General features: G+C 60.0%; 13 protein-coding genes and 1 other RNA gene. 7 read left to right on the top strand and 7 right to left on the bottom strand.

Annotated elements, in window-relative coordinates; all coding sequences use genetic code 11:
• Positions 1-21: 21 nt before the first annotated feature.
• Positions 22-1,995 carry a transketolase gene (gene tkt, locus FHX15_RS16205; protein ID WP_184398792.1) on the bottom strand — a complete coding sequence of 658 codons (1,974 nt, stop codon included), beginning with the start codon at positions 1,993-1,995 and terminating at the stop codon, positions 22-24.
• Positions 1,996-2,324: 329 nt separating this feature from the next.
• Here tkt and FHX15_RS16200 point away from each other — a divergent pair, with 329 nt between their 5' ends.
• The 3 genes from FHX15_RS16200 (at position 2,325) to ssrS (ending at position 3,212) form a co-directional block, all read left to right on the top strand.
• A complete protein-coding gene (locus tag FHX15_RS16200) occupies positions 2,325-2,600 on the top strand; it encodes a DUF4164 domain-containing protein (RefSeq protein ID WP_184398790.1) in 276 nt (91 codons plus the stop codon).
• 15 nt (positions 2,601-2,615) lie between these two features.
• Complete coding sequence (locus FHX15_RS16195) at positions 2,616-2,993, top strand: cell division protein ZapA (RefSeq protein ID WP_184398788.1); 378 nt, start codon at positions 2,616-2,618, stop codon at positions 2,991-2,993.
• A 59-nt stretch (positions 2,994-3,052) separates the two neighbouring features.
• Positions 3,053-3,212: non-coding RNA, 6S RNA (gene ssrS, locus FHX15_RS16190), on the top strand.
• Positions 3,213-3,271: 59 nt separating this feature from the next.
• Here ssrS and FHX15_RS16185 read toward each other — a convergent pair.
• A complete protein-coding gene (locus tag FHX15_RS16185; protein WP_184398786.1) occupies positions 3,272-3,829 on the bottom strand; it encodes a GrpB family protein in 558 nt (185 codons plus the stop codon).
• Positions 3,830-3,891: 62 nt separating this feature from the next.
• A complete protein-coding gene (locus FHX15_RS16180; RefSeq protein WP_184398784.1) occupies positions 3,892-4,788 on the bottom strand; it encodes a LysR family transcriptional regulator in 897 nt (298 codons plus the stop codon).
• 119 nt (positions 4,789-4,907) lie between these two features.
• On the opposite strand from FHX15_RS16180, the gene FHX15_RS16175 reads away from it, so the two are divergent.
• Together FHX15_RS16175 and FHX15_RS16170 are read left to right on the top strand one after the other, a co-directional pair.
• Positions 4,908-6,101 (top strand): MFS transporter, encoded by a 1,194-nt coding sequence (locus FHX15_RS16175; protein WP_184398782.1) that lies wholly within the window; start codon positions 4,908-4,910, stop codon positions 6,099-6,101.
• 23 nt (positions 6,102-6,124) lie between these two features.
• The gene (locus FHX15_RS16170) at positions 6,125-6,955 is read left to right on the top strand and encodes an aldo/keto reductase (RefSeq protein ID WP_184398780.1); all 831 of its coding nucleotides are present in this window, start codon (positions 6,125-6,127) and stop codon (positions 6,953-6,955) included.
• A 90-nt stretch (positions 6,956-7,045) separates the two neighbouring features.
• Here the strand turns inward: FHX15_RS16170 and FHX15_RS16165 are convergent, their stop codons facing one another.
• The 4 genes from FHX15_RS16165 to FHX15_RS16150 all read right to left on the bottom strand — a co-directional run bounded on the left by FHX15_RS16165 (position 7,046) and on the right by FHX15_RS16150 (position 10,743).
• Positions 7,046-8,533: an esterase-like activity of phytase family protein gene (locus FHX15_RS16165; RefSeq protein ID WP_184398779.1), complete on the bottom strand. Its 1,488-nt coding sequence runs from the start codon at positions 8,531-8,533 to the stop codon at positions 7,046-7,048.
• Positions 8,534-8,739: 206 nt separating this feature from the next.
• Entirely contained in the window at positions 8,740-9,729 is a 990-nt protein-coding gene (locus FHX15_RS16160; protein ID WP_184398777.1) for an NAD-dependent epimerase/dehydratase family protein, read from the bottom strand.
• Between the two features lie 96 nt (positions 9,730-9,825).
• Positions 9,826-10,359 carry a helix-turn-helix transcriptional regulator gene (locus tag FHX15_RS16155; RefSeq protein WP_184398775.1) on the bottom strand — a complete coding sequence of 178 codons (534 nt, stop codon included), beginning with the start codon at positions 10,357-10,359 and terminating at the stop codon, positions 9,826-9,828.
• Positions 10,360-10,410: 51 nt separating this feature from the next.
• Complete coding sequence (locus tag FHX15_RS16150) at positions 10,411-10,743, bottom strand: helix-turn-helix transcriptional regulator (RefSeq protein WP_184398774.1); 333 nt, start codon at positions 10,741-10,743, stop codon at positions 10,411-10,413.
• 56 nt (positions 10,744-10,799) lie between these two features.
• Here FHX15_RS16150 and FHX15_RS16145 point away from each other — a divergent pair, with 56 nt between their 5' ends.
• Both FHX15_RS16145 and gnd read left to right on the top strand, forming a co-directional pair.
• The gene (locus tag FHX15_RS16145; RefSeq protein ID WP_184398773.1) at positions 10,800-11,282 is read left to right on the top strand and encodes an SRPBCC domain-containing protein; all 483 of its coding nucleotides are present in this window, start codon (positions 10,800-10,802) and stop codon (positions 11,280-11,282) included.
• 263 nt (positions 11,283-11,545) lie between these two features.
• On the top strand, positions 11,546-12,571 hold the full coding sequence (gnd, locus tag FHX15_RS16140) for a phosphogluconate dehydrogenase (NAD(+)-dependent, decarboxylating) (RefSeq protein ID WP_184398772.1): 1,026 nt from the start codon (positions 11,546-11,548) through the stop codon (positions 12,569-12,571).
• Positions 12,572-12,641 lie beyond the last annotated feature (70 nt).

Raw genomic sequence — 12,641 nt, 5'->3', positions numbered from 1 at the left:
AAGTGCCCGAAGGCACTTTCTTTAAAGCTTCGCTTCTGCAGCGGCAACGACGGCGTCAGCCGTGATGCCAAAATGTTCGAAGACCTTCTTTGCCGGACCGGAGGCGCCGAAGCCCTTCATGCCGACAAAGGTGCCTTCCGGACCGATGAAGGCGTCCCAGCCTTCGCGGACGGCAGCTTCGACGGCAATCTTGACCGGCGAGTTGCCGATCACGTCCTTGCGGTAGGCATCCGGCTGCTCGAAGAAGAGTTCCGTGCAGGGAACGGAAACGACGCGGGTGCTGACCCCCTTGCCTTCGAGTGTTGCGCGCGCAGCAACGGCAACTTCCACTTCTGAGCCGGAGGCGAAGATCGTGACTTTGGCTTCGGCATTGCCGGCGAGCGTATAAGCGCCGAGTTCGCAGAGGTTCTTCTCATTATACTCTGTGCGGACCGTCGTCAGGTTCTGACGGGTGAGAGCCAGAGCGGACGGATGATCCTTGCTCTTCATGGCGATCTGCCAGCATTCCGCTGTTTCGACCGCGTCGGCCGGGCGGAAGACGCGCAAGTTTGGCACCGCACGCAGGCCGGCGATCTGTTCGACAGGCTGGTGAGTCGGGCCGTCCTCGCCAACGCCGATCGAGTCATGGGTAAGCACGTGGATGACACGGATGCCCATGAGCGAGGCGAGGCGGATCGGCGGACGGCAATAATCCGAGAAGATCAGGAAGCCGCCGCCGTAAGGGATCAGGCCGCCATGGAGTGCGATGCCGTTCATGGCAGAGGCCATGCCGTGCTCGCGAATGCCCCAGTGCATGTAGCGGCCGGCGAAATCCGTCGGCGTGATCGAATGCATCTGGCTGGTCTTGGTATTGTTCGACGGCGTCAGGTCGGCCGAGCCGCCGAGCGTTTCCGGCACGAAGCCGTTGATGATTTCGAGCGCATCTTCCGATGCCTTGCGGGAGGCAATCGTGGGCTTAGTTTCGGCGAGCTTCTTCTTGTAGTCGTCGATCGCCTTGTCGAAACCTTCCGGTAGCTCGCCGGCAAAACGACGGGTGAACTCAGCCTTCGCCGGCGACTTGGCAAGCGTTTCTTCCCATGCCTTGACGATATTGTCGGAGCGCGTGCCGGCGGCGCGCCATGCATCGAGGATGTCGGAGGGGACGACAAAGGGTTCGTATTCCCAATTCAGCGCCTTGCGAGTGGCGGCGATTTCGTCGGCGCCGAGCGGGTTGCCGTGCACCTTATGGGTGCCCTGCTTGTTCGGAGCGCCGAAGCCGATGACCGTCTTGCAGGCGATGAAGGTTGGGCGATCAGATTTGTGGGCGGCTTCGATCGCGTCGGCGATGGCGGCCTGGTCGTGACCGTCGATCTCGATCGTATTCCAGTGAACAGCCTTGAAGCGGGCGATCTGGTCGGTCGAGTCCGACAGCGACACGGCGCCGTCGATAGTGATCGAGTTGTTGTCCCAGAAAAGGATCAACTTGTTCAGCTTCAGGTGACCGGCAAGGGCGATCGCCTCATGGCTGATGCCTTCCATCAGGCAGCCGTCGCCATTGATGACGTAGGTATAGTGATCCTGCAGGTCCGGACCGAATTCGTCGCGCAGCTTGCGCTCGGCGATCGCCATGCCAACAGCATTGGCAATGCCCTGGCCGAGCGGACCGGTGGTGGTTTCGATGCCGGTGGCATGACCATATTCCGGATGGCCGGCGGTCTTGGACCCGAGCTGGCGGAACTGCTTCAGGTCTTCGACCGTCATGTCCGGATAGCCGGTCAAATAGAGCAGCGAGTAGAGCAGCATCGAGCCGTGGCCTGCAGATAGCACGAAACGGTCGCGGTTCGGCCAGTGCGGCTTCTTGGGATCGAAGCGGAGATATTTGGTGAAGAGGACAGTTGCCACGTCTGCCATGCCCATCGGCATGCCCGGGTGGCCGGAATTCGCCTTTTCGACAGCATCCATGGAAAGGAATCGGATCGCATTCGCCATCCGATCGTTTTGTTCGCGTGAGGTCATGGCTTTTCCGCTGGTTCCGAGTTGGGATGGCCTCGAGCCTGCCAAGACCATCAAAGAGCGGTCGAGACATAGCAGTTGGAACGGCCAAGTCAACAAAATGGAAGCCGTTTGAAGGCTAGGTGCGATGATTTTTGACATTTGACCGTCGAGTTTTACAAAAGACGAATTTTGTGTGACAGGCTTCTGTAAATCGCTCATCCACAGAATAGGCCGGGGGCGAGCCGGGAGCCTTTATTGACGTGCTCGAAGCTAGCTGCGTATCCTTTTGAAAATATAGGGTCGGCGGCGGAAGCCGATTCGTGGGTCTTGTGCGGGGAACCGGAAGAGACATGACGCCTAACGGCAAAACCATCGAAGCGGCGCTTATGGAGCTGAAACAGGCGATCTCGAGCCTCGAGAACGCCGTGGACATGCGCATCGAACGCCAGCGCGAGCAAGGCGAGATCGAAGGCGAGGTTCGTCGCGTGCATGCCGACCGCTCGCGCCTTGCCCAGGAACTGGACCAGGCCGAGTTCCGCGCAAACCGGCTGGAAGAGGTCAACCGCGAGGTTTCGCGTCGGCTGGTGACGGCGATGGAAACGATCCGCGCGGTTCTTGACCGCTAAGAGGACTTGGAAGACATGGCGCAGGTAACGGTAACGATCGACGGCAAAGCCTATCGCATGGCCTGCGAAGAGGGGCAGGAAGATCACCTGACCGACCTTGCGACCCGTTTCGACCGTTATGTCGGTCATCTCAAGGGACAGTTCGGCGAGATTGGCGATCTCCGGATCACCGTAATGGCCGGCATCATGGTGATGGACGAAATCTCGGAGCTGACGCGGCGCGTCGCTGGGCTGGAATCGGAGCTGGAGACGCTCCGCAGCAACCGCGATACCGTGCTCGCAGCGACTGCCCGAACCGAGGAAGGCATTGCTGCAGTGCTTTCGGAAGTGACGGGTCGCATTCAGGGCATCACGGACAAATTGAATGGTCGCACGCCAGCCGAACTCAATTAATTTGGGACAGCACCAGTGCCCCACTGGTGCGCCGAGATAAATGCCCCTATATTCTGCGTCGCGGTCTGTGCTTCTCGACAGGAACAAATGAATCCTCGGGGCCATACCCGATCCTTAGGGAGCTGTCCCTGTCCGGGCTCGTGGGTCTGGACACACGGCGCCCACCTACTTTCGTAGGCGCCCAGGATCGAAAGTTTCCACCGGTTGCGTGGATCGCACCTTCTCTTTCCGGCGAGTTCCCTGTGAGCCGCGTGGATATCTTCCGACAAGCTCTGTTTTCAATCGCCCGGTGGCTCGGTCCAGCCGGTCAGCTTCGCCCAGTCGTAAGCGCCTTCCATGATGATATCGAAGACAGGATCCTTGATGTCGTAATAGGCATCGGCATTGTCAGGGAAAAAGCCAGCGAGACGCTGCTTGATCAGCCCGTAGGCGGCAGCCGCCGTTGGATGGGCGCGCAAGAAGTCCCGGCAGAGAAGCGCGTAGCGCTGATTGAAGCGGCCCTTTTCACGAATATGGATATTGGCAGGACGGCCCGCGCTTTTGAAGAACAGCTTTCTCAACTCATTTTCGGCCAGATCGAGACCCGGTGGGCAATGATCGCTTACGAACGAACGGCTCTTGAACCCTTCCTGCTCGAACGCGGCTTCATCGACGAGATCAAGAACATCGACACTCACCTGAATGTCGATGATGTCCTTCGCCGCAAGGCCGGGAACTGCGGTGTAGCCAATATGATGGATTGCCGCGCCAGCAGGTGCCGCGCGCAGCAGGGATTGTTTCAGGCCGAGGAAGTCGTCTGCCCAGCTTTGTCGTGGCGGATGGATTTCAATTGGCATGAAGCGCTCGCTATCGTTGGTCCGTGACAGGGCGATGACGGCGTTATGCTGCTCCGGGTTTTCTAACGGATGTTCTTGACCAGGAAATCGATGAAAGCCCGGATGCGGGCCGCAAGATGCTCGTGGCCGGGATAGACGGCATGGATGAGTTCGATATCCTCAGGATTATAGGCTTCCAGCACGGGCACAAGGGTTCCGGCATCAATATCCGGCTGTACATGGAATTGGCCGACGCGAGCAAGCCCGAGTCCGGCGAGGCAAAGGCTGCGTGCGGTCGGTCCGTTATTGGTTTCGAGGTTGCCGAAGACGGGTCTAGAGAAGCGGTCGCCATTCTTGGGATCTCGGAATGGCCATTCTTCCGCGGTCGAGCGGAAGCTGAAGGTCAGGCAGTTGTGACGGTGGAGATCCTCAGGCCTTTCCGGTGTGCCTGCGCTTTTCAGATAATCGGGAGAAGCGACGATAACACGCCGGCTTTCGAGCAGTTTGCGTGCCTTCAGCGAGGAATCGCGCAATGCACCGGAGCGGATGGCGATATCCGCGCGCTCGCCGACGATATCGATGATGCCGTCGTTGAGTGCGAGGTCGAGATCGACCTCCGGATAGAGCTTCAGGAAATCCGGGACCAGCGGCACGATGTAGCGAACGGCGAAGGCGACCGACGAGCTGACGCGCAGTCGACCACGCGCCACCGTCGTTCCACCAGCTGATACAGCGCGTTCCGTTTCCTCGATCTCCGAGAGGATGCGGCGGGAGCGTTCGAGATAGATTTCACCTTCCGGCGTCAGCTGCAGAGCGCGGGTGGTGCGTACCAGTAAACGTGTGCCGAGACGATCCTCCAGCCGCGTGACGAGCTTGCTGACGGCGGAGGGCGAAAGCCGCAGCTTGCGGCCGGCGGCTGAGAAGCTTCGCAATTCAGCTACCTGCACGAAGACGTCCATCTCGCCGATGCGGTTATCCATGCGCTCTCCATCTTGAATTCAATTCACAAGTGTTGAGCCATTATATGTGATTATCGATAGAGTGCGCCACGCCCATATTCCGGTCCGAACAAGAACCGCAAATTCATCGGGGCACTCTCATGCCACTCGCACTTTTTGCATTGACGATCGCGGCCTATGCGATCGGGACGACGGAGTTCGTCATCGTCGGTCTGCTGCCGACGGTTGCCGACGACCTCCACATCACCCTGCCGCTCGCCGGCCTTATTGTCAGCGTCTATGCGCTCGGCGTCACCTTCGGCGCACCGATCCTGACGGCCCTGACCGGGCGGATCGAGCGCAAGCCGCTTTTGCTCGGGCTGATGGCACTCTTCATTGTGGGCCATATCATCGCCGCGCTCAGCCCCGGTTATGAGGTGTTGCTGATCGCGCGTGTCGTCTCGGCTTTCGCGCATGGCGTCTTCTTCTCAGTCGGCTCGACGATCGCCGCCGATCTGGTGCCGGAAAACCGTCGGGCATCGGCCATCGCCATGATGTTCATGGGTCTGACGGTCGCCATCGTGACCGGTGTTCCGCTCGGCACGTTCATCGGCCAGACCTTCGGCTGGCGCACCACCTTTGCCGTCGTTGCCGGCCTCGGTGTGATTGCCTTTGCCGCGATCGCCTTGCTGCTGCCGTCAAACCTCAAGAAAGCTCCGCCTGCCAGCATTGGCGAACAGATCCGCGTGCTTGCCACTGGTCGCCTGCTGCTCGTCTATGCGATGACGGCGCTCGGTTATGGCGGCACTTTCGTTGCCTTCACCTTCCTTGCGCCGATCCTCGAGCAGATCACCGGCTTTGCCTCCTCGGCCATCGGCCTGATCCTGATGCTTTACGGCGTGGCGATCGCCATCGGCAATGTCGTCGGCGGGCGCATCTCCAACCGTGATCCGGTTAAGGCACTGACCTTCCTGTTCATTGCCCAGGCGTTGGTATTAGTACTCTTCGGCTTCACGGCGGTTTCTCCCTGGCTGACCATCCCGACGCTCGCGATTCTCGGCTCCCTGTCCTTTGCCAACGTGCCGGGTCTGCAGCTCTATGTCGTGCAGCTTGCGCGCCAGCTCCGGCCGAATGCGGTCGATGTCGCCTCGGCGCTCAACATTGCCGCCTTCAACCTCGGCATTGCCATGGGCGCCTGGATCGGCGGTCTAGTGGTCGAGTCCCGTTTCGGGTTGGGCGCCACGCCTTTCATCGCCGCGGCGCTCGTCGCTGTTGCCCTTGGCCTCACCATCTGGAGCGGCGCGCTTGATCGCCGCTCCAGTCCGGCTGTTGTCGTTGCCCGCAGCGCCGCCTGATCTCTGCATCGAAAGGAAACAACATGAAATTCATCAGCGCCAACGGCGCCTCCATCCCCGCCCTCGGTTTCGGCACGTTCCGCGTACCGGGACCGGATGCTGAACGCATGGTCTCACATGTGCTCGCTAACGGTTATCGCCATATCGATACCGCTCAGATCTACGGGAATGAGGCCGAGGTCGGCGAGGGTATCCGCCGTTCCGGCGTCGCTCGCGCCGATATTTTCCTGACTACCAAGGTCTGGGTCGAGAACTACAAGCGCGACGCCTTCGTCGCTTCGGTCGACGAAAGTCTGACGAAGTTGAAGACAGACTATGTGGATCTCCTGCTACTTCACTGGCCAAACGAAGCCGTGCCGCTTGCCGAGCAAATCGGTGCACTTAACGAAGTCGCGAAGCTGGGCAAGGTGCGCCATATCGGCGTGTCGAACTTCAACACGGAGCTGATGCGCCAGGCCGTCAAGCTCAGCAGCCTGCCCATCGTTACGAACCAGGTCGAATATCATCCCTATATCGACCAGACACCGGTGCTTCGCGCGGCTAGAGAGCTCAATATGGCGGTGACCGCCTATTACGCCATGGCTGACGGCAAGGTGTTCAAGGATGCCGTGCTGCAGGAGATTGCCGCCAAGCATGGCAAATCGATCGCGCAGATCGTGCTGCGTTGGATTGTGCAGCAGGATGTGATCGTGCTTTCCAAGACCGTCTCGGAACAACGCGCGCGGGAGAATGCGACGATCTTCGATTTCGAACTTTCTTCCGAAGAGATGGCGGCAATCCATGCATTGGCGAAACCCGACGGCCGCATCGTCAGCCCGGAGGGCCTCGCACCCGTCTGGGATGAAGCAGCTTGAGAAAACGGACGCTATCGCACTCGTAGTGGTGTCGTCGAAAGGTGAAGATCAGCGGACGGGACCGTTTCTGGTTCCGCCCGCTGATGCGACTCACTTCTTCAGGCCCGGCAGAGTGACCTGATAGACCTGGAACATGGTATCGACATCGGCGCGCCCGTCAGCCTTGTAGGCCGCGCCAACCTGGAAGCCGTCCTGAGTGAGGAAGTCATTGTCGTTGGCGACGAACAGGAAATAGTCGTCGGGCAGGTTCGGATCGAGAACGCTGGCGAGACCCATGGCCTCCCACTTTTCCGACAGATTATTCTTGTCGTTGGGCGCGCCATTGTGCAGGCCGAAGCGGCTTAGGTTGGTCTTATCATTGAGATCGATGAAGGGCGTCAGCTTCGCTGGCGTAATCGAGGCATCGACGACACCCTTTGGGGCGGCCGGCTTGTCGGCATCGAAATCCGTGCCGGCGATATCGGTCGCCGCCGAGGTATCGACGATGCTGATGATACGATAGAGCGAGGTGTCGTCCTTCAGGCCCTGGCCGTTGCCGCTGTCGCGGGCAAGCATCAGGAAGCTCGTATCGGAGAGAGCCACGATCTCGCTCTCAGCGGCGACCGTCGTCTTGTCCTTGGCATTCTTGAAGACGGGGAGCGGCACGACATATTCGTGCACCAGCTTCAGATGATCAGGATCCGCGGCATCATAAACCATGGCGCGGGTATTCTGACGGGTCGCGCCGGAATCGCCGCCGTCCTGACGGGCGGCCGACTGCAGAACGGCAATGATGAACTTGCCATCCGGCGTCATGGCCATGCCTTCGAGGCCCTGGTTGTTCTGGCGGCCGGTGTCGGGATCTTTCGGATCGGGTGCGGAAGCGCCGGGGCCGGGATTGTTGGAGGCGAAGTTCAGCACGCCCTTGCGCATCGGCAGCAGGGCCTTCGGCGGCTGTGTTGCGCCGGTCAGATGACCGTCGGCCGAGAAGCGGTAGATGTAAGGACCATATTCGTCGCTGATGAACATGGTGCCATCGGCCATGCGGATAATCGCTTCATTGTCGAGGGCGACTTTGCCATTGGTCGCTTGCGGTAGCGGCGGAAAATCTCCCGAAGGAGCGCGAACGCCTGATTGTGGGTCCAGACCGGTCATGTCATTGCCCTTGTCGTCGAGCAGCAGCATGGAATCGGCAAGCGTCGCCTTGACGCCCGACTGTTCCTTGCCGGCTTCTGACGTAGCGCCCGGGGCGACTGGTGTGAATTCGATCGATAGCGTGTTCAGGCGCGGACGATAATCGGTGGTGCCGGCGACGTTATAGCCGCGATCCGGCAGCAGATAGAGCGTGCCCTTGTAGGAGACACCATCCTTCGTCCAGGCGGAAGGATCGATCGCCATGCCGGAGCCGGAGCCGAAGGTCTCGCCGAACTTGTCGCGCTGGTTGGCCGGGATGCGGCCGATGCCGACCAGACCCTTGTTGACGAAGGTAGTGCCGCCGACGGTGGCGGAGCCATCGGCAAAGGCAGCTGCGGGGACGGCGGCGGATGCCAGCAGTGCGGCCACCAGCAGGCGCGTCGCAAATGAACTTGCAGTCTTCATGAAATATCCTCTCAGTCGAAAAGCGTAACCGAAGCGGCGACCGGCCGGCAGGCTGGCCACCGCTTCAAACTCCGGTTCTGGATTCGATTTCCGAACGGTACGCATGGACCCCGGATTTCGCCCTCATCCCCGCCAGATCATCTAGGGCGCGAACGTGATATCCCGATGACTGTTTTCGGCAACGCGGAGCTTTCTGCCGTCAGTGATCAGCGGCGCTGGAGCGGGTAAGGCCCATCCTCGAAGACTTCCTCGTGGTAGCCCTTGGAGCCGACGGCAAGGGCCAGCGGACTTTTCCATTCCCGACCTTCGCGCAGGCAATCGAGCACATGGGTAAAATCGTATTTCGGGTTCCAGCCGAGTTCCTGCCGAGCGAGCGCATTGACATAGACACGGTCGAGCTTTGGAAACATCGTCCAGCCTTGAGTCGCATAGAGGGCCGGCATGTCCGGGAACAGGCGTTCCACCGTCGCAGGCGCATTACGATGCAACTCGGCGAGATCAGCTTGGCTGAAGGGTGCCGTCGCTGAGATAATATAGCGGCCGAAGACGATGGACGGCGCCTTCTCGAGGGCCAGCAGATGGGCAGAGACCACGTCCTCGATGTCGACGCGGCGATAGAGCAACTCGTTGGCCTGGGCGTTTTCGGCGGAGTAGCGGTTGCGGATATCCGGGTCGTCATCATTTTCCGGGAAGAAGCGCGAGGTTCTCAGGATTATGACGGGCAGGGCCGCTGTGCGCGCGAAGAGTTCGCAGATGCCTTCAGCGGCAATTTTCGTGACACCATAGATACTGCGGGCGACTGGCAGGACATCCTCGGTAACCCAGGCGGCCGGTTCGCCTGCCGCCGGGCGCAAGGCCGCGCCGAAAGCGCTTGTGGTGCTGGTGAAGACGATGCTCTTCACGCCGACGGAGACTGCCTGTTCGAGGAGGTTCAGCGTACCCGAGACATTCGTGTCGACGAAATCCTGATTGCCGTGTGTCGCGACATGCGGCTTGTGCAGCGTTGCGGCATGGATGACGGCAGTGATGCCTCTCATGGCGCGGCGGACGAAATCGACATCGGTGATCGAGCCGGTGATGTCAGTAAAAGGCGAGGGCTTGATATCGACGCCACGCACTTGACGGCCTTGATCTTTCAAGGTCCGCATCAGCGCCTCGCCCAGATGGCCCGCACTTCCCGTCACCAGTATCGTCATTTTACGCCTCCAGTCAGATGATGACGGACGCTAACAAAGGCCGCTTCGGCGGGACAACGCATAATTTATGCAGCGGAGTACAGGAATTCTGCAGGCTCAGTCGAGCGTCGTCACCAGCCGTGCGACGCTGCCATCGGCGAGGACGATACGCTCCCACAAGACTTGCCCGGCCAGGATGGGCAGGTGCGGATTGCCGTTTTCGCCGATTTTCAGCGTGAGTGAATTCACCTTGCCGTCGTGCCATCCGAGGCCGGTGAGGCCGCGCTCCGCGGCAACAATCTCGTCAGAGGCGTAGGAGAAGAGCGGCTTGCCCAGGAAGACAGAGAGCGGCAGGCGCCATTCGCTCTGGCGGGTATTGGAGGCGGCAAGAAGCCGGTGCGTGCGATCGCAGATCAGATGCACCTTACGCCGGGAATCCTCGACCAGCCGCTTCAAGGCGGCATCCGCGGAGGAGGATGCGGAAGCAAAGATGCTTTCCAGGCGTTTTGCCTGGGCAGTGGTGACCGGCAGGATATCTCGCTCCCAGCGGGAGACGGTCGCCTGGTTGACAGCGAGCAGTTCCGCCAGATGTTCCTGTTTCATGTTGCGCAGTCGACGCATGCGCCGGATTGTTGATCCTGATATCGGCATGGTTCTTCTCCTTGCCTTTGATCATAGGGGCGAGGTGCTTGCCATCGCAAGCTAGTGCGACGGACCATCGAGATCGCTCTTCAGCCGGTCGAGAATAGAGAGCGCGTGGCCTGCATAGGCACTGATCCAACGATCGTGGATCTGCTTGATCGGCAGGCTGTTCAGATGGTTCCATCGCTCTCTTCCTTCCTTTCTGGCAATCACCAGATCGGCGTCCTCGAGCACCTTCAGATGCTGCATGACCGTACAGCGGTCCATGTCAGGAAATGCCTCGCAGAGCGCCCCTGTCGTGCGCGGCTCTTCCTTCAGACGGTCGAGGATATCGCGGCGGCGGCGATGCGCCAGAGCCTTGAAAATGAGGTCGTCATCCGATTCGCTTGACATGTTATGTTTTTATAACATAATTGAATCGGATACAACGAAGAAGAGGAGGAAGTCGCATGTCCCTCAATATTCGCGTCTCGGGCCGCATCGGCCGGCCGGTGGCTGATGTTTTCGATGCAGTTGTCAATCCAAAGAAGCTGTCGAGCTACTTCACCACGATCGGCGGTGCGAGTGCGCCGTTGGTGCAGGGCACGACGGTGACATGGTGGAAGGACGTGCCGGTCGAGGTGGTCGAGCTCGTGCCCGACAGCAAGATCGTGCTGCGCTGGGACGGCGCCACGGACGAGGAGAAGAAGCCTTACAAAACCCTCGTAGAGATGAATTTCAAACCGCTTGATGACGGTGGCACCATGGTGACCATCGCCGAAGACGGCTGGCGTGAAGATGAGTCGGGGCGGCGCGGAACCTATCAGAATCTCGAGGGCTGGACGCAGATGTTCTGTTGCATGAAGGCCTTTGTCGAATATGGCATCAATCTGCGCGAAGGCATGTTCCTCAGCGAGATGCGCGGCGAGCAGGCCAAAGCGCAGGAAGGTTGAGACAGTGATTCGGAGGATCAGCCGAGGGAGCTGATGCCAGTGCCGATCACGCAGAAGATCCTATAGCCGCCGCTGAGGCGGCCATATGCTTTTGGGTGGGTTGGAATTGTGCTCCAAAGACGGCAAACTACCGGGTGCGAAAGGTACAGCCGTGCGCAAGATGCAATAGACGCATTCACCTTTGTGACAGAGACTTCGCTTGCCTGTCCCGATGCCAGTGTTAGTTTCCGGAATCATATCGATTAAATCCCAGGAGATTTCATATGCAGCTTGGCATGGTTGGTTTGGGCCGTATGGGCAATTACATGGTCCAGCGCTTGATGCGGGGCGGCCACGAATGCGTGGTCTATGATGCCAAGCCGGAAAGCGTGGCCGATCTTGTCGGCCTCGGCGCCGAGGGCAGCGCCTCGCTCGAAGAATTTGTCTCGAAGCTGGCGCGCCCGCGCGCAGTCTGGCTGATGCTGCCGGCCGCGATCACCGATAAGGTCATCGCTTCGATCGTTCCGCTGCTGCATGACGGCGATATCCTCATCGATGGCGGCAACTCCTACTATCACGACGACATCCGCCGCGGTGCGGAACTGATCACCAAGGGAATCCACTATGTGGATGTCGGCACCAGCGGCGGTGTCTTCGGGCTGGAGCGCGGCTATTGCTTGATGATCGGTGGCGAGAAGGGGATCGTCCAGCATCTGTCGCCGATCTTCGCAACGCTGGCGCCGGGTGCCGGTACGACGGAAAACTCACCCAACCGCACGCCTGAAGCTGCAGCTCTAAGCACCGCCGAGCAAGGCTTCCTGCATTGTGGCCCACATGGCGCCGGCCACTTCGTCAAGATGGTCCATAACGGCATTGAATACGGTCTGATGGCAGCCTATGCCGAAGGCCTCAACATCCTGAAGCATGCCAATGTTGGCGCCCTGACGCACGAGGCCGATGCCGAGACGGCGCCGCTTTCGCATCCGGAATTCTACCAGTACGATTTCAACCTGCCGGAAATTGCCGAAGTCTGGCGCCGCGGCAGCGTCATCACCTCCTGGCTGCTCGACCTGACGGCCGCTGCACTGCACAAGGATCCGGTCCTTACCCAATATGCCGGCCGCGTTTCGGACTCCGGCGAAGGCCGCTGGACGATCATGGCTGCCATCGACGAAAGCGTGCCGACACCGGTGCTCAGCGCCGCGCTTCACGGCCGCTTCTCCTCGCGCGACCAGGACGAGTTTGCCAACAAGGTGCTGTCGGCCATGCGTGCTGGCTTCGGCGGTCATGCCGAAAAGCCGCACAAGTAAGCGAAGCCTATTCGTTTTATATCAGCCGCCGGTCTGCGAGGTCCGACGGCTTTCTTTTGGCCGGCATTCG

The sequence above is a fragment of the Rhizobium sp. BK650 genome, from assembly GCF_014195325.1.
Lineage (GTDB): Bacteria > Pseudomonadota > Alphaproteobacteria > Rhizobiales > Rhizobiaceae > Rhizobium.
Note: the sequence above shows the minus strand (reverse complement) of the source record. Positions and strands in the feature narration are given on the sequence as shown.

Excerpts from the sequence above, each read along its gene's own strand:
- tkt (WP_184398792.1), bottom strand. The coding sequence starts at position 1,995 with ATGACCTCACGCGAACAAAACGATCGGATGGCGAATGCGATCCGATTC.
- FHX15_RS16200 (WP_184398790.1), top strand. The coding sequence starts at position 2,325 with ATGACGCCTAACGGCAAAACCATCGAAGCGGCGCTTATGGAGCTGAAA.
- FHX15_RS16195 (WP_184398788.1), top strand. The coding sequence starts at position 2,616 with ATGGCGCAGGTAACGGTAACGATCGACGGCAAAGCCTATCGCATGGCC.
- FHX15_RS16185 (WP_184398786.1), bottom strand. The coding sequence starts at position 3,829 with ATGCCAATTGAAATCCATCCGCCACGACAAAGCTGGGCAGACGACTTC.
- FHX15_RS16180 (WP_184398784.1), bottom strand. The coding sequence starts at position 4,788 with ATGGATAACCGCATCGGCGAGATGGACGTCTTCGTGCAGGTAGCTGAA.
- FHX15_RS16175 (WP_184398782.1), top strand. The coding sequence starts at position 4,908 with ATGCCACTCGCACTTTTTGCATTGACGATCGCGGCCTATGCGATCGGG.
- FHX15_RS16170 (WP_184398780.1), top strand. The coding sequence starts at position 6,125 with ATGAAATTCATCAGCGCCAACGGCGCCTCCATCCCCGCCCTCGGTTTC.
- FHX15_RS16165 (WP_184398779.1), bottom strand. The coding sequence starts at position 8,533 with ATGAAGACTGCAAGTTCATTTGCGACGCGCCTGCTGGTGGCCGCACTG.
- FHX15_RS16160 (WP_184398777.1), bottom strand. The coding sequence starts at position 9,729 with ATGACGATACTGGTGACGGGAAGTGCGGGCCATCTGGGCGAGGCGCTG.
- FHX15_RS16155 (WP_184398775.1), bottom strand. The coding sequence starts at position 10,359 with ATGCCGATATCAGGATCAACAATCCGGCGCATGCGTCGACTGCGCAAC.
- FHX15_RS16150 (WP_184398774.1), bottom strand. The coding sequence starts at position 10,743 with ATGTCAAGCGAATCGGATGACGACCTCATTTTCAAGGCTCTGGCGCAT.
- FHX15_RS16145 (WP_184398773.1), top strand. The coding sequence starts at position 10,800 with ATGTCCCTCAATATTCGCGTCTCGGGCCGCATCGGCCGGCCGGTGGCT.
- gnd (WP_184398772.1), top strand. The coding sequence starts at position 11,546 with ATGCAGCTTGGCATGGTTGGTTTGGGCCGTATGGGCAATTACATGGTC.